Below are 19570 nucleotides of genomic sequence, written 5' to 3'. Positions count from 1 at the left end.
TTTAATCGATTGGAGAAAACGGAATGTCTTCCTTGCTACGCGTCACCTTGATCACCCTGGCCCTGCTGGTCACCGCCGGTTGCACCAGCAAGCCGATCCTCAACACCCAGCACGACCTGCCGGCCAACGCCCAGGTCAGCGAAGAAAAAATGAAAATGGTGATCGTCAACGCCCTGCAAAAACGCGAATGGACGGTACAACGCCTGAGCCCGCAACTGGTGCAGGCCGAGATCAATGTGCGTAACCAGTACTACGCCGCCATCGACATCCGCTACACCCGCAACAGCTACGCCATCACCTACCGCGACAGCCGCGAACTGGGCTACAAGGATGGCAAGATCCATCGCAACTACAACCGCTGGGTGAGCATGCTGGATCGCGACATCATGGCGGGGTTGCGCAACAACGGTGCGGACGGGGCTGGTGCGGCGGCGCAGTTGTTTGAGCAGACGGGCAGCTCTAAACAGAATTAAGGCCGGCGCTGCTCCAGAAACGACAAAGGGCGCCATTCGGCGCCCTCTTCACAAACAGGTTGGCTTGTCATCGCCGCTTCCTGCCTGGCTCTGCGATGGCTGGTTGCCCAGGATCCTCAGAGTCTCACAAGCCCCTTTCGGGAACTTGGGCAGTATGCCTGAAAACAGCCTTCCGACAACCCGTGGCAAAGTGCCGTTCATCTTTCAGCGCAACCCCAGCGCACTGCGCACCGCCACTTTTATCGCGAGAAATTGATCAGGGGTGAGTTCTGCGATTTTGTAAGTTCGTTTTCCATGACGATCTTTGCTTTTGATTCGGTCGAGCCTGCCCAAGCTGACGGTCGCCACAATGTCACATTTCGCCCAGCAGGTAGGGCTCGCTCCTTGGAGATGGCTATCAAGCTGCAAATGGTGATTGAGGACCGTCTGCGGTGCAGTAGTACTCAAGGGTACAACCGTCACCAGCAATTTATTGGTTCGGTGCTTGCGTATCACAATAACCGGGCGAATCTTGATGATTTCCGGGACCTCATAGCCTCGAAAGTCACAAATCAACACGCTGCCCTCCTTGGGCTGATAGAGAAGTGCCATCCATATCACTCGCTTGAGAAAAAGCGATTCTGCGTAACTTTTCAGCGAATAACTAAGTCGCTTGCGTTACCTGATATGTGATTGCACCTACACCAATGCCTTACGCGTCAACAACTCCACAAAAGCCTTAGCCATCGGCGTCTGCACACCTTCGCGCTGCACCAGCCACACCGCCGTCATCGCCTCCTGATCCAGCAACGTGCGATACACCACCCCATCGATCCTTATGCGCTGGTACGACGCCGGCAGCACCGACACCCCCAGCCCCGCCGCCACCAGGCCGATGATGGTCATCGCCTCGCCCGCCTCCTGGGCGAAGTGCGGGCTGAAACCCGCGTCACGGCACAGGTTCAGCAACTGCGCATAAAGACCACTGCCGTAGGTGCGCGGGAAAAACACAAACGGTTCGTCCGCCAACTGCGCCAGGTGCAAACCACGTTCACTGCCGCGCACCAACGCATGACCGGCGTTCAACACTGCGACCAGAGGTTCGCGCATCAACTCGACCACGCTCAAGGAATCCGGCAATGGCAGCGGGCGCATCAGCCCCACCTGGATCGACTCGTCCACCAGCGACTCGGCCACTTCGGTGCTGCTCATCTCCTGCAGGTTCAGATGCACCGCCGGGAATGCCTGGCGAAACGCGAAAATCGCCTGGGGAATACTGGAGTTGAACGGTGCCGATGAGGTGAAGCCAATCTTCAATTCGCCCAGTTCACCCAACTGCGCCCGGCGCGCCACATCCGCCGCCTTGTCGACCTGCGCCAGCACCAGCCGTGCCTCTTGCAGGAACAGCCGCCCGGCCTCGCTCAGCTCGACCCGACGATTGGTGCGCTCAAACAAACGTGCGCCCACCTCTTGCTCCAGCGCCTGGATCTGCTGGCTCAACGGCGGCTGCGAGATGCCCAGCACCTGCGCGGCCCGGCCGAAATGCAGTTCTTCGGCGACGGCGATGAAGTACCGCAAGTGACGCAATTCCATGCAAACCTCATTAGGTCGTTAAAGCTATCAAACAGGTCGAACAATATATTGGAAAGAATCATTAGCGAGCTATATTCTTTTTTGCATTGCCGGTCCCGGCAGGCTCTTCCTCCTCGAGGTCCCCGTGAAAGCTGCTGTCGCTCCACTCGCTCAAGACGTACCGCCCACTGCCTTGGATGAGGTGGTGGCCCAGCTCAATAACGCGTACATCGAAAAAGGCACGCCGATGTTCATGCGCACGGTGCTGGCACTGTTCTCCGGCGGTTTCGCCACTTTTGCGCTGCTGTATTGCGTGCAGCCGATGATGCCGGCGCTGTCCCATGAGTTTTCCATCAATGCGGCGCAAAGCAGCCTGATCCTGTCGGTGGCCACGGCGATGCTGGCGTTCGGCTTGCTGATCACCGGGCCGATCTCCGACCGGCTGGGGCGCAAGCCGGTGATGGTCTCCGCGCTGTTCTGCGCCGCGCTGGCCACCATCGCCAGTGGCCTGATGCCGACCTGGGAAGGCATCCTGCTGATGCGCGCACTCGTAGGACTGTCGCTGAGCGGCCTGGCCGCCGTGGCCATGACCTACCTGAGCGAAGAGATCCACCCGCAGCACATCGGCCTGGCCATGGGCCTGTACATCGGCGGTAACGCGATTGGCGGCATGAGCGGGCGCCTGATCATCGGCGTGTTGATCGACTTCGTCAGCTGGCACACCGCAATGCTGATCATCGGTGCCCTGGCGCTGATCGCCGCCACGGTATTCTGGAAAATCCTCCCCGAATCGCGCAACTTCCGCGCCACCAGCCTCAAGCCGCGCAGCCTGGTGGACGGCTTTGTCATGCACTTCAAGGACGCCGGCCTGCCGTGGCTGTTTCTCGAAGCCTTCCTGTTGATGGGTGCGTTCGTGACGATGTTCAACTACATCGGCTATCGGCTGCTGGCCGATCCCTACGACCTGAGCCAGGCGGTGGTCGGCCTGCTGTCGCTGGTGTACCTCTCCGGCATCTACAGCTCGGCCAAGATTGGCTCCCTGGCCGACCGCCTCGGCCGTCGCCGCGTGCTCTGGGCCACTATCGTGCTGATGCTCGCCGGCATGGCGCTGACCCTGTTCACCCCGCTGTGGCTGGTGGTGCCGGGCATGCTGATCTTCACTTTCGGTTTCTTCGGCGCCCATTCGGTGGCCAGCAGCTGGATCGGCCGTCGCGCGGTCAAGGCCAAGGGGCAGGCGTCATCGCTGTATCTGTTCTGCTACTACGTGGGGTCGAGTGTTGCCGGAACGGCAGGCGGGTTCTTCTGGCACTTCGCCGGGTGGAACGGGATCGGCGCGTTTATCGTGGCGTTGTTGATTGGCGCGTTGCTGGTGGCGTTGAAGTTGGCGAAGTTGCCGCCGTTGGCGCAAGCAACGGCATGAAGTCGTGTTAAAGAAAAAACCGCTTCATAGCGGTTTTTTCACAACAGGTTTTCGCTTCATCCCGGTGGATACCGAATCATGGAGCGCCATGGCACGTCCCCCGTCCCACTCAGTTTGCATCGCCGAAAACAGTTCGGCGTCGATGCGAGCCTGATGCGTAACAAGCGCCTCGGACATCGCCTCTGCGATTCGCTCGATGATCACCCCAGGCTTCTCCACCGCACAGTACTTACGGCCAAACTCCATCAGTTGCTGACGGTCCGGGTAAGTCTTCGCCTTGTTCAGTTTGATTGCCAGGGTGCGATCAACCAATGAACGACCGGACTTGGGGTTGTAGTTTTCATACACGGTGGTAGTGGTGACATCGAATACAGGCGCCAACTGCACCGTTTCGCGCGCACCCGGATGGGTGTAGATCACGCCAAAGTTTTTCAGGTGCGCATCACCGTTACGTACCATGACCGACAAGCAGACCGACGAGAAAAACCGCTCAAGCTCACGTAGCGGCTCACCTTGCGCACAAACATGATTGATAACCGCGGCGAGGGTTTCGTAGCTCTGGGAATACTTGTAATTGTCATGGGGATCTTTGTTGAGCCCCAACAGCACGGCCATATCTTCAAAGCCAAGCCGCCCCGAGGGGGTCAGGTCAAAGCGCTCCATGACAAACAGATCCCCCCCTTCGGACAACCAGAAAGGTGGGGTCTCCATGCCCGCGATGCGGGCAGCTTCCATGCAGAGAAATTCGTTCTGGGCCAAGTGAGCGTACTCATCGGCGCCAGACTTCACGATCAGATCGGAACTGAGCATGGTTTTACGGTTGCCGGCCAGCTTGTCCAGGTCGGGCACCAGTACCTTGGGCTGCACGCCGGAAATGCCCGACTCGAAATACGTTTCCACCAGAAATTCAAATACGTGCTGGGAGCTATCGGCTGAGAGTATTTGCTGGAGCCCCACCTGAGCCTGTATAGGAACTGACGCCTCGACAGGGTTCTGGTACGTCAACCGCCCAATCTGATTCCCCCCGATGATCGACAACAGGCGCATCTCATCCACCTGCATGTGCTTGGCCATCCGTCGCTTGATCTGATCGGCCAGAAAACCTTCTGGTACGTTCATATCGAAAATCGGATGCAGCACATTGGTGACTGAAGGCGTCGGGTCGTAGGGCATGACCAGCGATGCCTCACGCTCGGCATCAGCCGACGAATAGGAAAACGCAAACTGCGAGCCCTTGGACAGTTCGCCTGAATGTCCCTGGGGGGTGACGACGTTGAGCAATTTGACCCTACTCATCGTGCTCCACCAGATCGGCCAGGGACTTGAGGTCAATGCGTTTATCGACAACTTCCAATGCCATTCCCAAGGCAGAAATCACCCTGAATACGGTATACATCGCGACATTTTCTCCGGCTTCAAGGTCCATGATGGTTTTGCGGTTGCACTTGGCTCGGTCCGCCAGTTGCGCTTGACTGTAGCCCTTGGCGCGACGCAGTTGTCGTATTCTTTCACCCAGCTCGGGCGGATTAACCAGCAACATAATGTCACCCAAAGCGGACTTTTAAGATCAATATTTTGATTATGTCCGCAATGATGGACATTACAAGCACCTTACGTCTGCTCAGTTCAAACAAAAACGCCCGGCATAAACCGGGCGTTTGTTATTGGGCAACAATCACTCGTGATACTGCGCCGACAACTCATGCACCGCACGCAGGAACGCACCCGCATGCTCCGGGTTCACTTCCGGGGTGATGCCATGACCCAGGTTGAACACATGCCCGCTGCCTTTGCCGTAGCTGGCGAGGATGCGGCCGACTTCGGTGCGGATCGCTTCCGGCTTGGCGTACAGCACGGTCGGGTCCATGTTGCCTTGCAGCGCGACCTGGCCGCCAACGCGACGGCGAGCTTCGCCAATGTCGCAGGTCCAGTCCAGGCCCAGTGCGTCGGCACCGGCGTCGGCAATACTTTCCAGCCACAGGCCGCCACCTTTGGTGAACAGGATCACCGGCACCTTGCGGCCTTCGTGCTCGCGGATCAGGCCGCTGACGATCTTGCGCATGTAGGCCAGGGAGAACTCCTGGTACGCCGCCGCCGAGAGGTTGCCGCCCCAGGTGTCGAAGATCTGAACCGCCTGGGCGCCGGCCATGATCTGGCCGTTGAGGTAGGACGTGACCGACTGCGCCAGCTTGTCCAGCAGCAGGTGCATGGCTTGCGGGTTGTCGTAGAGCATGGCCTTAGTCTTGCGGAAGTCTTTCGACGAGCCGCCTTCGACCATGTAGGTGGCCAGGGTCCAGGGGCTGCCGGAGAAGCCGATCAGCGGCACACGGCCGTTAAGCTCGCGGCGGATGGTGCTGACGGCGTCCATCACGTAACCCAGGTCTTTGTGCGGATCCGGGATCGGCAGGGCTTCGATATCGGCCAGGGTGCTGACGACTTTCTTGAAACGCGGGCCTTCGCCGGTTTCGAAGTACAGGCCCTGCCCCATGGCATCAGGAATGGTGAGGATGTCGGAGAAAAGGATGGCCGCGTCCAGTTGTGGGTAGCGGTCCAGCGGCTGCATGGTGACTTCGCAGGCGAACTCCGGGTTCATGCACAGGCTCATGAAATCGCCGGCGTTGGCGCGACTGGCGCGGTATTCCGGCAGGTAGCGACCGGCCTGGCGCATCATCCAAACAGGGGTGACGTCCACGGGTTGCTTGAGCAGGGCACGAAGGAAACGGTCGTTCTTGAGGGCAGTCATGTCGGCATCCGCAAAAAAAGTGCGGGCATTTTCTCAGAGCCGGACGCAAAAGGCACGGTATGAGCCGTGCCTTTTGTCTATCGGGTCAATTTGTCGCGGTAGCTTGAACACACCGCAAAACAAATGTGGGAGGGGGCTTGCCCCCGATTGCAGTGTGTCAGTCTCAATATCTGTAACTGAACCACCGCTATCGGGGGCAAGCCCCCTCCCACATGTTTGACCGCATTTCAGCCTGAACGGGGTTAGACGTTCAGGTAATCCAGGATCCCTTCGGCGGCATTACGCCCTTCGAAGATCGCCGTCACTACCAGGTCAGAGCCGCGCACCATATCACCACCGGCGAAGATTTTCGGGTTGCTGGTCTGGTGCTTGTACTGGCCTTGTTCCGGGGCCACGACGCGCCCCTGGCTGTCGGTCTGGATCTGGAACTGCTCGAACCACGGCGCCGGGCTTGGGCGGAAGCCGAAGGCGATAACCACGGCGTCAGCCGGGATGATCTCTTCGGAGCCCGGGATCGGCTCGGGGCTGCGACGGCCACGGGCGTCCGGTTCGCCGAGACGGGTCTCGACCACCTTCACACCTTCCACGCGGTCTTCACCGACAATGGCGATCGGCTGGCGGTTGTAGAGGAATTTCACGCCTTCTTCCTTGGCATTCTTCACCTCTTTGCGCGAGCCCGGCATGTTGGCTTCGTCACGGCGATAGGCACAGGTCACCGACTTGGCGCCCTGGCGGATCGACGTGCGGTTGCAGTCCATCGCGGTGTCGCCACCGCCCAGCACCACGACCTTCTTGCCTTTCATGTCGACGAAGTCTTCCGGCGCCTTTTCAAAGCCCAGGTTGCGGTTGACGTTGGCGATCAGGAAGTCGAGCGCGTCATACACGCCCGGCAGGTCCTCACCGGCAAAGCCGCCTTTCATGTAGGTGTAGGTGCCCATGCCCATGAATACCGCATCGTATTCTTCGAGCAGTTGCTCCATGGTGATGTCCTTGCCGATTTCGGTATTGAGACGGAACTCGATACCCATACCGGTGAACACTTCACGACGGTTGCTCAGGACGGTTTTTTCCAGTTTGAACTCGGGGATGCCGAAGGTCAGCAGGCCGCCGATTTCCGGGTTCTTGTCGAACACCACCGGGGTCACGCCGCCACGCACCAATACATCGGCACAGCCCAGGCCGGCAGGGCCGGCACCGATGATGGCGACGCGCTTGCCGGTCGGCTTGACCTTGGACATGTCCGGGCGCCAGCCCATGGCGAACGCGGTGTCGGTGATGTACTTCTCCACCGAACCGATGGTCACCGCGCCGAAGCCGTCGTTGAGGGTGCAAGCACCCTCGCACAGACGGTCTTGCGGGCACACCCGGCCGCAGACTTCCGGCAGGGTGTTGGTCTGGTGCGACAGCTCGGCGGCAGCGAGGATATTGCCCTCGGCCACCAACTTGAGCCAGTTGGGAATGAAGTTGTGCACCGGGCACTTCCACTCGCAATACGGGTTACCGCACCCCAGGCAACGGTGGGCCTGGTCGGCCGAGTGCTGGGGTTTGAAGGGTTCGTAGATTTCCACGAACTCTTTCTTGCGTTGACGCAACAGTTTCTTCTTCGGATCTTTGCGCCCGACATCGATGAACTGGAAGTCGTTATTCAGACGTTCAGCCATGTTAAAACCTCATCAAACTCTTCAGGCGCATATCACTGCGGGTTGGCACGGATGCTGGAAAGCAACGATTTCAGGTTGGCAGCCTTGGGCTTGACCAGCCAGAAACGACGCAGGTAATCATCGAGGTTTTCGGCGAGGTTACGACCCCATTCGCTGCCGGTCTCCTCGACGTACTCGTCCAGCACGTGCTGCAAGTGGTTCCGGTAGGACTCCATGGCTTCGCCGCTGATCCGCTGGATCTCGACCAACTCGTGGTTGACCTTGTCGACGAAGGTGTTGTCCTGGTCGAGCACATAGGCGAAACCGCCGGTCATGCCCGAACCGAAGTTGTAACCGGTCTTGCCCAGTACCGCGACAAAGCCCCCGGTCATGTACTCGCAGCAGTGATCGCCGGTGCCTTCCACCACGGTGTGGGCACCGGAGTTACGCACGGCGAAACGCTCACCGGCGGTACCGGCGGCGAACAGCTTGCCACCGGTGGCGCCGTACAAGCAGGTGTTGCCGATGATGGCACTGTCCTGGGTCTTGTACACGCTGCCTTTGGGCGGAACGATCACCAGCTTGCCGCCGGTCATGCCCTTGCCCACGTAGTCGTTGGCGTCGCCTTCCAGGTACATGTGCAGGCCGCCGGCGTTCCACACGCCGAAGCTCTGGCCCGCGGTGCCCTTGAAGCGGAAGGTGATCGGCGCTTTGGCCATGCCCTGGTTGCCGTGCTTGCGCGCGATTTCGCCGGAGATGCGTGCACCGATGGAACGGTCGCAGTTGCAGATATCCAGGGCGAATTCGCCACCGCTGGCGTCGTTGATCGCACCGCCTGCCATGTCGACCATCTTCTCGGCCAACAGGCCCTTGTCGAACGGCGGGTTGCGGTCCACGCCACAGAACTGCGGTTTGTCGGCCGGGATGTGATCGCTGCCCAACAGCGGCGTCAGGTCCAGGTGGTTCTGCTTGGCGGTCTGGCCTTCGAGGATTTCCAGCAGATCGGTACGCCCGATCAGCTCTTCCAGCGAACGCACGCCCAGCTTGGCCAGCCACTCACGGGTCTCTTCGGCGACATAGGTGAAGAAATTCACCACCATGTCGACGGTGCCGATGTAGTGATCCTTGCGCAGCTTCTCGTTCTGAGTGGCGACGCCGGTGGCGCAGTTGTTCAGGTGGCAGATGCGCAGGTATTTGCAGCCCAGGGCGATCATCGGCGCAGTACCGAAGCCGAAGCTTTCGGCGCCGAGGATCGCGGCCTTGATCACGTCGAGGCCGGTTTTCAGGCCGCCGTCGGTCTGCACCCGCACCTTGCCGCGCAGGTCGTTGCCGCGCAGGGTCTGGTGGGTTTCGGCCAGGCCGAGTTCCCACGGCGCACCGGCGTACTTGATGGAGGTCAGCGGCGAAGCGCCGGTGCCACCGTCGTAGCCGGAGATGGTGATCAGGTCGGCATAGGCCTTGGCCACACCGGCGGCGATAGTACCCACGCCGGCTTCTGCCACCAGCTTCACCGAGACCAGCGCCTGCGGGTTGACTTGTTTCAGGTCGAAAATCAGCTGCGACAAGTCTTCGATCGAATAGATGTCGTGGTGCGGCGGCGGCGAGATCAGGGTCACGCCCGGCACTGCGTAACGCAGCTTGGCGATCAGACCGTTGACCTTGCCGCCCGGCAGTTGACCGCCTTCACCCGGCTTGGCGCCCTGGGCAACCTTGATCTGCAGCACTTCGGCGTTGACCAGGTATTCCGGGGTCACGCCGAAACGACCAGTCGCCACCTGCTTGATTTTCGAGCTCTTGATGGTGCCGTAGCGCGCCGGGTCTTCACCGCCTTCGCCGGAGTTGGAACGCGCACCCAGGCGGTTCATGGCTTCGGCCAGGGCTTCATGAGCCTCGGGCGACAAGGCGCCCAGGGAAATACCGGCGGAGTCAAAGCGCTTGAGGATCGACTCCAGCGGCTCGACTTCGCTGATGTCCATCGGCGTGTCCAGGGTCTTCACCTTGAACAGGTCGCGGATCATCGACACCGGGCGGTTATCCACCAGCGAGGTGTATTCCTTGAACTTGGCGTAGTCGCCCTGCTGCACGGCGGCTTGCAGGGTGTTGACCACGTCCGGGTTGTACGCGTGGTATTCGCCACCGTGCACGAACTTGAGCAGGCCGCCTTGCTGGATCGGCTTGCGCGCACTCCAGGCTTCGGCTGCCAAAGCTTTCTGCTCGGCTTCGATGTCGACAAAACGCGCGCCCTTGATACGGCTCGGGACGCCACGGAAGCTCAGCTCGCAAACTTCTTCGGACAGGCCGATGGCTTCGAACAGTTGCGCACCGCGATAGGACGTGACGGTGGAGATGCCCATCTTCGACAGGATCTTCAGCAGGCCCTTGGTGATGCCCTTACGGTAGTTCTTGAACACCTCATAGAGGTCGCCCAGTACTTCACCGGTACGGATCAGGTCACCCAGCACTTCGTACGCAAGGAACGGGTACACCGCCGAGGCGCCGAAGCCGATCAACACCGCAAAGTGGTGCGGGTCGCGGGCGGTGGCGGTTTCCACAAGGATGTTGGAGTCGCAGCGCAGGCCTTTTTCGGTCAGGCGGTGGTGCACTGCGCCAGTCGCCAGCGAGGCGTGGATCGGCAGCTTGCCCGGCGCGATGTGGCGGTCGGTCAGGACGATCTGGGTACGACCGGCCCGCACGGCTTCTTCAGCCTGGTCGGCGACGTTGCGCACCGCGGCTTCAAGGCCGAGGCTTTCGTCGTAGTTCAGGTCGATGATCTGGCGGTCGAAGCCTGGACGCTCCAGGGTCATCAACGAGCGCCACTTGGCCGGAGACACGACCGGCGAGCTGAGGATCACACGAGAGGCGTGCTCAGGCGATTCCTGGAAGATGTTGCGTTCGGCACCGAGGCAGACTTCCAGGGACATCACGATGGCTTCGCGCAGCGGGTCGATCGGTGGGTTGGTCACCTGGGCGAACTGCTGGCGGAAATAGTCGTACGGCGTGCGCACGCGCTGGGACAGCACGGCCATCGGCGTGTCGTCGCCCATGGAGCCGACCGCCTCGTAGCCTTGCTCGCCGAGCGGACGCAGCACCTGGTCGCGCTCTTCGAACGTGACCTGGTACATCTTCATGTATTGCTTGAGCTGATCGACGTCGTAGAACGCCGAACCGTGGTCGTTGTCTTCCATGGTCGCCTGGATGCGCAGGGCGTTCTTGCGCAGCCATTGCTTGTACGGATGACGGGACTTCAAGCGGTTGTCGATGGCGTCGGTGTCGAGGATCTGCCCGGTTTCGGTGTCCACGGCCAGGATCTGGCCCGGGCCCACGCGGCCTTTGGCGATGACGTCTTCGGGTTTGTAGTCCCACACGCCGATTTCCGACGCGAGGGTGATGAAACCGTTGGTGGTGGTGACCCAACGCGCCGGGCGCAGACCGTTACGGTCGAGCAGGCACACCGCGTAGCGGCCGTCGGTCATCACGACACCGGCCGGGCCGTCCCACGGCTCCATGTGCATCGAGTTGTACTCGTAGAATGCACGCAGGTCCGGGTCCATGGTCTCGACGTTCTGCCACGCTGGCGGAATGATCATGCGCACGCCACGGAACAGGTCGATGCCGCCGGTGACCATCAGTTCGAGCATGTTGTCCATGCTGGAGGAGTCGGAACCCACACGGTTGACCAGCGGGCCGAGCTCTTCCAGGTCCATCAGGTCGTTGGCAAACTTGGTGCGACGGGCCACGGCCCAGTTGCGGTTGCCGGTGATGGTGTTGATCTCGCCGTTGTGGGCGAGGAAGCGGAATGGCTGGGCCAGCGGCCATTTCGGCAGGGTGTTGGTGGAGAAGCGCTGGTGGAACACGCAGATTGCGGTTTGCAGGCGCTCATCGCTCAGGTCCGGATAGAAGGCGGTGAGATCCGCCGGCATCATCAGGCCTTTATAAATGATGGTCTTGTGGGAAAAGCTGCAGATGTAGTGGTCGGTGTCGGCGGCGTTGGCCACGGACGAGCGACGACGCGACGTGAACAGCTTGATCGCCATGTCCTGGTCGCTCAGGCCATCGCCTGCAATGAACACTTGCTCGATCTGCGGCAGGCGCTCCAGGGCCAGGCGGCCGAGTACGCTGGTGTCGATCGGCACTTTGCGCCAGCCGACGAGTTGCAGGCCGGCAGCCAGGATCTCGCGGTTCATGTTCTCGCGAGCGGCTTCGGCTTTGACCGGGTCCTGGTTGAAGAACACCATGCCCACCGCGTACTGCTTGGGCAGGTCGACCGCAAATTGCTCTTTTGCGACAGCGCGCAGGAACAGGTCGGGCTTTTGAATCAGCAAGCCGCAGCCGTCACCGGTCTTGCCATCGGCGTTGATCCCACCGCGGTGGGTCATGCAGGTCAGGGCCTCGATGGCCGTTTGCAGAAGGGTATGACTGGGCTCGCCCTGCATATGGGCTATCAGGCCGAAACCGCAGTTATCCTTGAATTCATCGGGTTGGTACAGACCTGCTTTCATAGACACTTTCTCACCAGGCTGCCTCTTATTTCGAGGCAAATTTCTTTTCAATTCAACCGGTTACCTTCCACGCCGAACGTACGCCGGCTTAGCGGGGGCAAAAGGGAGGTCATTGTACACACCGACACAGACGCTCACAAATTTAGCGACGAAATGTCGCAAATCTATGTCGCATTTATGAAAGGTTTAAAGCGATATGCTGTGCTAGTCAAAACTTTTTTAATTCTGACCGCTACGACTCAAAAGCCACTGTGACGCAGACACCACAAAGCGCGCGGCCTTCAGGGCTGCACGCTGTTGTAGTTTTTTTGAGGTGCCGGGAGGGCGGCCTGGGTAAGGCCGCCTGATCTTCAGCGAGTTGTTGCGAGTTCTTGTTGAACGCTGGCAACAGTGCGAGGCCAAGGTTTACCAGCCTGAACCTTCGCTGGCAAGGCCTTGATGGCAGAATCAGCCGCTGCACGGCTGGAGAAACTGCCATAGGTGATCACGTAGAGAGGCTTGCCGTTGAGCACTTTCTTGAAATAACGGTACTCGCCGCCCTGCTCTTTGACGAACGCCTGGGCATTGGCTTCAGAGCTGGTGCCGAGGATCTGCACCACGAAGTTGCCCGAAGGCTGGCTGCCATACCAACCGCTACCCGCAGCACCGGCCTTGGCCACGGTGGCAGCCGGTTTTTCAGCAGGCTTGGCGGCCGCTGCTGGTGCTGGCTTGGCAGCTGGCGCAGGCGCGACCGGCTTGGTCACGGGCGCAGGCTTGGCGGTTGCAACAGTCGGTGCCGGCGTTGGTTTTGCCGCTGGCTGACCGGCTGGCACGCCAGCAGGTGGTGCAGTGGTCGTGACGGTCGGCGGTGTTGCGCTGGAACCTTCAACCGGCACGCCGTCGTCACCTTCGGAAATGCCACCGGCTTCTTCGGCGAGCGGGCCACGCATGACAGGCTGGCCGACCATCGGCAGGTTGGTCGGTTGGCCGGAATTGGCGAACTCAACATTTGGCGTGGGTTTGCCCAGTGGCAATTGCGCCTGCTCGGTTGGCGCACCGGCGGTGGTCGGCGCCTTGCTGCGGCCCGGAATCAACCAGGCGGCGGCAACAGCGACCACAACAACGGCGGAAATAGCCAATACGTGTTTCTTAGGCATAGTGAACCCCATCTTTGGACGCTTGACCGCGGTGCGGCTGGCAATCATGGCTTCGATCATGGCATCGCGGGCAACCTGGTTGATGGTGCCAGGCCAGCCGTCGGAGCTTTCGTGAATATCAGAGATCTGTTGAGCGGAGAAAAGTTCGATACCCGCCCCTGCACCTTCCAGGCGTTGAGCCAGGTATTCGCGGGTTTCTTCCTCTTCGTACGGCTGCAGCTCGATGACGTGGAACAGCTCCTGATCACCGCTGATCTGCTCCAGGTCGGCGATCAGCGACGACTCACCGAACAGGAATACATGCGGACGGCCTTCCGGCGTGCCCGCCGCCAGCGCCAGCAGCGCTTCGAGGGCGGATTCGTCGAGCTGCTCGGCATCATCCACCAGCAGGTAGACTTCCTGGCCGGTCAGGCCCAGCTGTACCACCTGCTTGAGGATCGCGTTCGGCTCAGCCGTGGCCACGTCCAGTGCCTGGGCGACCTGGCGCAACACGCCCGCCGCATCACCGGCACCACGGGCGGATACCACCACACTCTGGACCGACTGCTTGTTGGTGCTGGCCACCAGGGCCTGGCGCAGCAGGGTCTTGCCGCTGCCCAACGGGCCGGTCACGACCAGCAGCAACTGGCTGTAGCGCGCGAGGTGGTGCAGTTGGCCGAGCACTGGCTTGCGCTGGGCCGGGAAAAATTTGAAACCAGGCACCCGTGGAGCAAAGGGGTCGTGGCTTAACTGGTAATGGCCGAGGAACGCCTCGTCGGCATGCAAACTAGTCATCGGGATCTTATTAACCTTTAAGCTGGGCCAGGGCGCGGTAATCCGCTCCCAGCGTGGCCTGTAAAATCTCTTTCGGATAATCGTCGGTCACCACCGCCTCGCCCATGTGGCGTAGCAGCACCAGTCGCAGTCGACCGTCGATCACTTTCTTGTCTATTGCCATATGTTCGAGGAAATCTGCCTCGGTCATCTCTTCAGGCGGAATCACCGGCAAACCGGCGCGCTGGAACAGGCGGATGCCACGGTCACGCTCCTGGGCGCTGATCCAGCCCAGGCGCTGCGACATGTCCAATGCCATCACCGTGCCAGCTGCCACGGCCTCGCCATGCAACCACACACCATAGCCCATGTGCGTTTCGATCGCATGGCCGAAGGTGTGGCCCAGGTTCAAGGTGGCCCGTACGCCGGACTCCCGCTCGTCGGCATTCACCACCAGCGCCTTGGCGGCGCAAGAGCGGGAAATAGCTTCGGTGAGTGCGGCCTGGTCCAGATTGCGCAACGCGTCGACATGCTCTTCGAGCCAGGTCAGGAACGGTTCGTCGCAGATCAGCCCGTACTTGATGACTTCCGCCAGGCCCGCCGACAGCTCGCGCGGCGGCAAGGTGTTGAGGGTCGCGGTGTCGATCAGCACGGCTTGCGGCTGGTAGAACGCGCCAACCATGTTCTTACCCAGCGGGTGGTTGATGCCGGTCTTGCCGCCCACTGACGAATCGACCTGGGACAGCAGGGTGGTCGGCACCTGGATAAAGTCCACGCCACGCTGGTAGCAGGCCGCGGCAAAACCGGCCATGTCGCCGATCACACCGCCGCCCAGAGCGATCACCGTGGTGCGGCGGTCATGGCGTGCAGTCAGCAGGCCATCAAAGATCAGTTGCAGGGTTTCCCAGTTCTTGTGGGCCTCGCCGTCGGGCAGGATCACAGAAATAACGGAGTACGCCGCTAGGCTGCGGCTCAGACGCTCAAGATACAGCGGCGCGACCGTTTCATTGGAGATGATCGCCACTTGCCGCCCGGCAATATGCGGTACGAGCAACTCGGGCTGGTCCAGCAGACCTTCGCCAATATGGATCGGGTAGCTGCGCTCGCCTAGATCGACCTTAAGTGTCTGCATGTGTCCCCGCGTTGAAAATGTATTGACGACCGGTAACGTCAAACGCTGACGTTGCCTGATGGCTCTACGCCACACCTTGAGAGGTGTTGGCGCGCCGCCGAGAATAGCGCATTTCGTGCCTGGCTTTAACGGGGTGGCAGCCGTTGCAGGCGCTCAAGAATGTCGAGAACCACCATCCGGGGTGGCCGCTCATCGGTTTCTACCACCAGATCGGCAATTTCCCGATACAGCGGATCGCGCAGCGCCAGCAGATCCCGCAGGGTTTTCTCCGGGTTGGCCGTACGCAGCAACGGGCGATTGCGATCACGGGCGGTGCGGCCCACTTGCTGCTCGACCGACGCATGCAGGTAGACCACCCGACCACCGGCATGCAGCGCGCGGCGGTTCTCGTCACGCATTACCGCGCCACCACCTGTCGCCAATACCACGCCATCGCAGCCGCACAGCTCGGCGATCATCGCCTGCTCGCGGTCACGAAAGCCCAGTTCGCCTTCCTTATCGAAGATCCATGGGATATTGGCGCCCGTGCGCAATTCAATTTCCTTGTCGGAATCTTTGAACGGCAGGCGCAGCTCTTTGGCCAGCAAACGGCCGATGGTGCTTTTCCCAGCCCCCATCGGTCCTACAAGAATCAAATTTCGCACAGAATCAACGACTCACAGCAATCGCCTGGTTATTCATAATACGCGGAGTCAGGAATACCAGCAGCTCGGATTTTTTCTCCGCCAGCACATCGCACCGGAAAAGGCGGCCAAGATACGGCACATCGCCCAAAAATGGCACTTTATCTACCACTTTGCTTTGGGTATTGGAGAAAACCCCGCCAATGACGATGGTCTCGCCATCCTTGACCAGCACCTTGGCGTTGACCTCGTTTTTCTTGATCGGCGGCACATCGTTGAGTTTGTTCAGGTAGTCGGGTTCATCCTTGGTGACTTTCACCTCCATGATCACGCGGTCATCAGGGGTGATTTGCGGGGTGACCTCCAGCGACAGCGAGGCTTCCTTGAACGACACCGAGGTGGCGCCGCTGGAGCTGGATTCCTGGTAGGGAATCTCGGTGCCTTTGAGGATGCGTGCGGTTTCCTTGTCGGAAGTGACCACCTTGGGTTGCGAGACGATTTCGCCGTTACCGGTTTTCTCCATGGCGGTGAGCTCCAGGTCCAGCAGCAGGTTGTCGGTGATAAAGGCGATGCCCAGGCCCGATGAACCGGCGAGTGACCCCAAGTCCACAAATGGTGAACTGGGTGGGTTTTCCGGCGGCTCCGCGCCCTCAGCCAGAGGTTTCGGAATGCCACCGGCGCCCCAGTTGCCGCGAGTGAGCCGCCCACCCCAGCGTGCGCCCAGGCTTTTGTCGTAATCGACATTGGCCTCGACAATCCGCGCCTCGATCATGACCTGACGCACCGGCACATCCAGTTGCGCCACGATCCTGCGCAGCTCCTCCAGCCGCTCGCCAGTCTGATAGGCGATGATGTTGTTGGTGCGATCATCCACCGCCACCGAGCCACGCTCATCGGTGACGCCCTCAAGGCCCGTGACTGACTGAAACAACTTGGCCAGGTCCGCCGCCTTGGCGTAATTGACCTGCAACAGCTCCCTGCGCAACGGCGCCAGTTCGGCCATTTGCTTGCGCGATTCCAGGGTCAACAGCTCACGCGCGGCCAACTCCTCGGCCGGCGCGACCAGCAATACACCGGCCTTTACCCGCTTATCCAGGCCCTTGGCTTGCAGCACCAGGTCCAACGCCTGATCCCAGGGCACATCCTTGAGGCGCAGGGTAATCGAGCCCTGCACGTCGTCGCTGGCTACCAGATTGAGGCCCGCGACGTCGGCGATTTGCTGCAACGCCGTGCGCAACTCGATGCTCTGGAAGTTGAGGTTCAGCTTGTCGCCGGTGTAAGCGCTCGACGTGGCGCTGCCAGGCGGTGGCAACTGGATCAGGTCTACACGATTGGGCACAGCAACAGCCATCGGCGCCGTGAACGCTATCCATAGCGCCACACCGAAGGACGAGAAAATCCTTTTCATGGGTTCGATTCCGTTATGAGTTGACGTTTAACACCAGGGTTCGTGGGCGTTCCAGCCATGCTCCCTGACCATCGGGAAACAGCTCGACCAGCTCTATGTAACGCTCATGGATAGCCGTGACCCGGCCATGGTCCGGCCCCAGGTAGTCACCGACCGCCAGGCGATGCACCGTGGAGGCCGCACGCAGCAAGGCGAAGAACTGCGACCCACGGGACAACGTGCCGACCATTTCGAACTGGTCCAGCGCAAGGTTTTCCAAGGCTGCGCGTGGCCGGGCGAGATCCGGCGCGCGAGCTTGCCGCCCAGGTAGATGATCGACCTGAACGGCAAGCCGCTGAAAAGGGTCGCGCAGCCCGGAAGCCTCGTAGACAAAGGATTGTCGTTGGCGGGCCTGACCACCTCCCCCACCACCCGGCAGCCAATAGCTCTTGACCAGTAGATCAAGGCGCAGCAGCTTGCCATCCCGTCGCAGGACAACATCATGCACCGTCGCAATTCGCGCCAGGCCACCCAAGCTACTCAGGAACGTCGCCAGGTCGTGGTAAGCCCCTGCCACGCCGACCTGTACCGGCTGCTCGTAATAGTACGGCTGAGACTGTTCGTCCGATGGCGTGACACTCTCGAGCACCAGACCATTGGCCACTGCCAAGTGCGCGATGTCTTCGAGCAAGCCGGGCATTTCGGATTTCCCCGGCAACGCCCGGAAAAGCTCATCCGCTTTCGCCTGCATTAATTGGAGCTGCTGCACGCGCGCCTCAAGGGTGGCAGCCAGGGCCGTCTTTTCAGCGACTTGCTGTTGCAGGGCGACTTCCCGCACCTCAACCTGATGCAACCGTTGCCGCGACGGGCTCAGGCACACAAGGTCACCCACCACAAATATCAGGCTCGCCAGCGCACAGCCCAACAGGGCCTTGCCAGGTAGGGGCCATTTTGCAGCGTTGTGAGTGAGTGCAGAAAGATTGAGCCTCAGCGGGCTCAAGGTTGCGCCTCGGAGGGCTCGCCCTGTCGCACCATCAACTGGAATTCATTGTTGCCGCGCGCACCTTCAGTTCGCACCTGTTGCAACCGCGTGGAATGGGCGCCTTGTGCGGCCTCCAGGCGACGCATCAGTTGGGCGATATCCTGGCTGGATTCGGCACTGCCGCTGATACTCATCGTATCGCCCTTCGCCACCACTTCATGCAGATGCACACCATCGGGTACTGCGCGCGCCAACTGATCCAACAATTGCGCGCCGGACGAGCGGGAGTCGTGCAGGTCCTGCACAACCTTCATGCGCTGTGCCAACTGCTGGCTTTGCTCCTGCAGGTCGTCGATGGTCCTGATGCGCGAATCGAGGCCGGTGATTTGCTTGCCCAGATGGTCATTGCGGGTCACTTGCCGATCAATGGCCTGGTCGATCACCTGGTCCGCCAGCCACACAGCCGCAAGCGCCGCGCAGGCGAACGCCAGCAAACACGCCAGCAGGTACTTGCGTCGCCGCTCCGCCAGCGCCTGGCGCCAAGGCAAAAGGTTGATTCGTGTCTTCAAGCGAAACTCCTCAGGGCCAACCCGCAAGCAATTCCCATCCCTTGGGCGTCCACGGCCCATTGTGCACCATCGACTCGATGGCTCGGCGTGAAGCTGGCGAAATCCTGACTGCAAGCGCGCGCCAATGCAAACGCTTCGACATCGACCACCCTCGGCACCAGCCCGGCCAGCGCCAGAACCGCCTCCCGAGCCTCGACATGTTCCTTCAGGCACGCCGCCAGCAGCACCTCGACACGACCTGGGTCGAGGGCGGCCGGCCCACGCACTTGAAAGTCGATGGCCACGTCATCCAATGGATAAGGAATGTACTGGTCTGCCTCCATCTGGATCATCCAGGCCATCTCGTCGTCAGTCAGCCCCGCCTCCATCTCGATCATACGCGTGATCACCGAAGGCCCGGACACCGCAGCGGCAGCGCCACGGACCGACGTCGCCAACCGTGACAATGCACTGCGCAAGGTGCGCCCCACACCTTCGAGATCCAGGAATGTGCCGTCGACCACCGAACGTACCGGCAATGCCTGGGTGACGTAGCCGCGAATGTTGTAACCAGAGGATGAACGGCCCAGCTCCACCAGCCGGATTGCCGTGTCATTGATGTCGACGCCCAGCAGGGTGTCGAGTTTTCCCGTGAAAAATCCTTTTCCCATAAAACTCCCTAA

15 protein-coding genes and 1 pseudogene are annotated in these 19570 nt (G+C 60.6%); 2 read left to right on the top strand and 14 right to left on the bottom strand.

Annotation, left to right across the window (positions count from 1 at the left end; all coding sequences use genetic code 11):
- The first annotated feature begins 23 nt into the window (after positions 1 to 23).
- Positions 24 to 473, top strand: a complete 450-nt coding sequence (locus BLR69_RS23790) for a hypothetical protein (RefSeq protein ID WP_071497118.1) — start codon at positions 24 to 26, stop codon at positions 471 to 473.
- A 204-nt stretch (positions 474 to 677) separates the two neighbouring features.
- Here the strand turns inward: BLR69_RS23790 and BLR69_RS23785 are convergent, their stop codons facing one another.
- Complete coding sequence (locus tag BLR69_RS23785) at positions 678 to 1064, bottom strand: type II toxin-antitoxin system PemK/MazF family toxin (protein WP_071497117.1); 387 nt, start codon at positions 1062 to 1064, stop codon at positions 678 to 680.
- A gap of 87 nt (positions 1065 to 1151) precedes the next feature.
- Entirely contained in the window at positions 1152 to 2045 is an 894-nt protein-coding gene (locus BLR69_RS23780) for a LysR family transcriptional regulator (protein WP_071497116.1), read from the bottom strand.
- Positions 2046 to 2217: 172 nt separating this feature from the next.
- On the opposite strand from BLR69_RS23780, the gene BLR69_RS23775 reads away from it, so the two are divergent.
- Positions 2218 to 3444, top strand: coding sequence for an MFS transporter (locus tag BLR69_RS23775; protein ID WP_371858610.1), 1227 nt, complete (start codon positions 2218 to 2220; stop codon positions 3442 to 3444).
- Between the two features lie 24 nt (positions 3445 to 3468).
- Here BLR69_RS23775 and BLR69_RS23770 read toward each other — a convergent pair whose 3' ends face one another.
- The 12 genes and pseudogenes from BLR69_RS23770 to pilM all read right to left on the bottom strand — a co-directional run bounded on the left by BLR69_RS23770 (position 3469) and on the right by pilM (position 19558).
- On the bottom strand, positions 3469 to 4740 hold the full coding sequence (locus BLR69_RS23770; RefSeq protein ID WP_071497114.1) for a type II toxin-antitoxin system HipA family toxin: 1272 nt from the start codon (positions 4738 to 4740) through the stop codon (positions 3469 to 3471).
- Complete coding sequence (locus BLR69_RS23765; protein ID WP_033897766.1) at positions 4733 to 4984, bottom strand: helix-turn-helix transcriptional regulator; 252 nt, start codon at positions 4982 to 4984, stop codon at positions 4733 to 4735. The genes BLR69_RS23770 and BLR69_RS23765 overlap by 8 nt, the downstream gene beginning before the upstream one ends.
- Before the next feature lie 135 nt (positions 4985 to 5119).
- Entirely contained in the window at positions 5120 to 6187 is a 1068-nt protein-coding gene (gene hemE / locus BLR69_RS23760; RefSeq protein WP_071497113.1) for a uroporphyrinogen decarboxylase, read from the bottom strand.
- 242 nt (positions 6188 to 6429) lie between these two features.
- Complete coding sequence (locus tag BLR69_RS23755; protein ID WP_071497112.1) at positions 6430 to 7848, bottom strand: FAD-dependent oxidoreductase; 1419 nt, start codon at positions 7846 to 7848, stop codon at positions 6430 to 6432.
- A gap of 32 nt (positions 7849 to 7880) precedes the next feature.
- A complete protein-coding gene (gltB, locus tag BLR69_RS23750) occupies positions 7881 to 12326 on the bottom strand; it encodes a glutamate synthase large subunit (RefSeq protein WP_071497111.1) in 4446 nt (1481 codons plus the stop codon).
- Between the two features lie 350 nt (positions 12327 to 12676).
- On the bottom strand, positions 12677 to 14236 hold the full coding sequence (locus tag BLR69_RS23740; protein ID WP_071497110.1) for an SPOR domain-containing protein: 1560 nt from the start codon (positions 14234 to 14236) through the stop codon (positions 12677 to 12679).
- Between the two features lie 10 nt (positions 14237 to 14246).
- Positions 14247 to 15347, bottom strand: a complete 1101-nt coding sequence (gene aroB, locus BLR69_RS23735) for a 3-dehydroquinate synthase (RefSeq protein WP_071497109.1) — start codon at positions 15345 to 15347, stop codon at positions 14247 to 14249.
- Positions 15348 to 15472: 125 nt separating this feature from the next.
- On the bottom strand, positions 15473 to 15991 hold the full coding sequence (aroK, locus tag BLR69_RS23730) for a shikimate kinase AroK (protein WP_003171222.1): 519 nt from the start codon (positions 15989 to 15991) through the stop codon (positions 15473 to 15475).
- Between the two features lie 4 nt (positions 15992 to 15995).
- A pseudogene (locus BLR69_RS23725) lies at positions 15996 to 17252 on the bottom strand (type IV pilus secretin PilQ); the annotation flags it as partial.
- Positions 17253 to 17391: 139 nt separating this feature from the next.
- The gene (locus BLR69_RS23720) at positions 17392 to 18357 is read right to left on the bottom strand and encodes a pilus assembly protein PilP (RefSeq protein ID WP_071497107.1); all 966 of its coding nucleotides are present in this window, start codon (positions 18355 to 18357) and stop codon (positions 17392 to 17394) included.
- Complete coding sequence (locus tag BLR69_RS23715) at positions 18354 to 18908, bottom strand: PilN domain-containing protein (protein WP_071497106.1); 555 nt, start codon at positions 18906 to 18908, stop codon at positions 18354 to 18356. The genes BLR69_RS23720 and BLR69_RS23715 overlap by 4 nt, the downstream gene beginning before the upstream one ends.
- Positions 18905 to 19558: a type IV pilus biogenesis protein PilM gene (pilM, locus tag BLR69_RS23710; RefSeq protein WP_071497105.1), complete on the bottom strand. Its 654-nt coding sequence runs from the start codon at positions 19556 to 19558 to the stop codon at positions 18905 to 18907. Before pilM ends, BLR69_RS23715 begins: the two co-directional genes overlap by 4 nt.
- Positions 19559 to 19570 lie beyond the last annotated feature (12 nt).

It is taken from the genome of Pseudomonas azotoformans, assembly GCF_900103345.1.
Lineage (GTDB): Bacteria > Pseudomonadota > Gammaproteobacteria > Pseudomonadales > Pseudomonadaceae > Aquipseudomonas > Aquipseudomonas azotoformans.
Note: the sequence above shows the minus strand (reverse complement) of the source record. Positions and strands in the feature narration are given on the sequence as shown.

What these genes read in the sequence shown, in the direction of transcription:
- BLR69_RS23790 (WP_071497118.1), top strand. Translation starts at nt 24, where the DNA reads ATGTCTTCCTTGCTACGCGTCACCTTGATCACCCTGGCCCTGCTGGTC.
- BLR69_RS23785 (WP_071497117.1), bottom strand. Translation starts at nt 1,064, where the DNA reads ATGGCACTTCTCTATCAGCCCAAGGAGGGCAGCGTGTTGATTTGTGAC.
- BLR69_RS23780 (WP_071497116.1), bottom strand. Translation starts at nt 2,045, where the DNA reads ATGGAATTGCGTCACTTGCGGTACTTCATCGCCGTCGCCGAAGAACTG.
- BLR69_RS23770 (WP_071497114.1), bottom strand. Translation starts at nt 4,740, where the DNA reads ATGAGTAGGGTCAAATTGCTCAACGTCGTCACCCCCCAGGGACATTCA.
- BLR69_RS23765 (WP_033897766.1), bottom strand. Translation starts at nt 4,984, where the DNA reads ATGTTGCTGGTTAATCCGCCCGAGCTGGGTGAAAGAATACGACAACTG.
- hemE (WP_071497113.1), bottom strand. Translation starts at nt 6,187, where the DNA reads ATGACTGCCCTCAAGAACGACCGTTTCCTTCGTGCCCTGCTCAAGCAA.
- BLR69_RS23755 (WP_071497112.1), bottom strand. Translation starts at nt 7,848, where the DNA reads ATGGCTGAACGTCTGAATAACGACTTCCAGTTCATCGATGTCGGGCGC.
- gltB (WP_071497111.1), bottom strand. Translation starts at nt 12,326, where the DNA reads ATGAAAGCAGGTCTGTACCAACCCGATGAATTCAAGGATAACTGCGGT.
- BLR69_RS23740 (WP_071497110.1), bottom strand. Translation starts at nt 14,236, where the DNA reads ATGACTAGTTTGCATGCCGACGAGGCGTTCCTCGGCCATTACCAGTTA.
- aroB (WP_071497109.1), bottom strand. Translation starts at nt 15,347, where the DNA reads ATGCAGACACTTAAGGTCGATCTAGGCGAGCGCAGCTACCCGATCCAT.
- pilM (WP_071497105.1), bottom strand. Translation starts at nt 19,558, where the DNA reads ATGGGAAAAGGATTTTTCACGGGAAAACTCGACACCCTGCTGGGCGTC.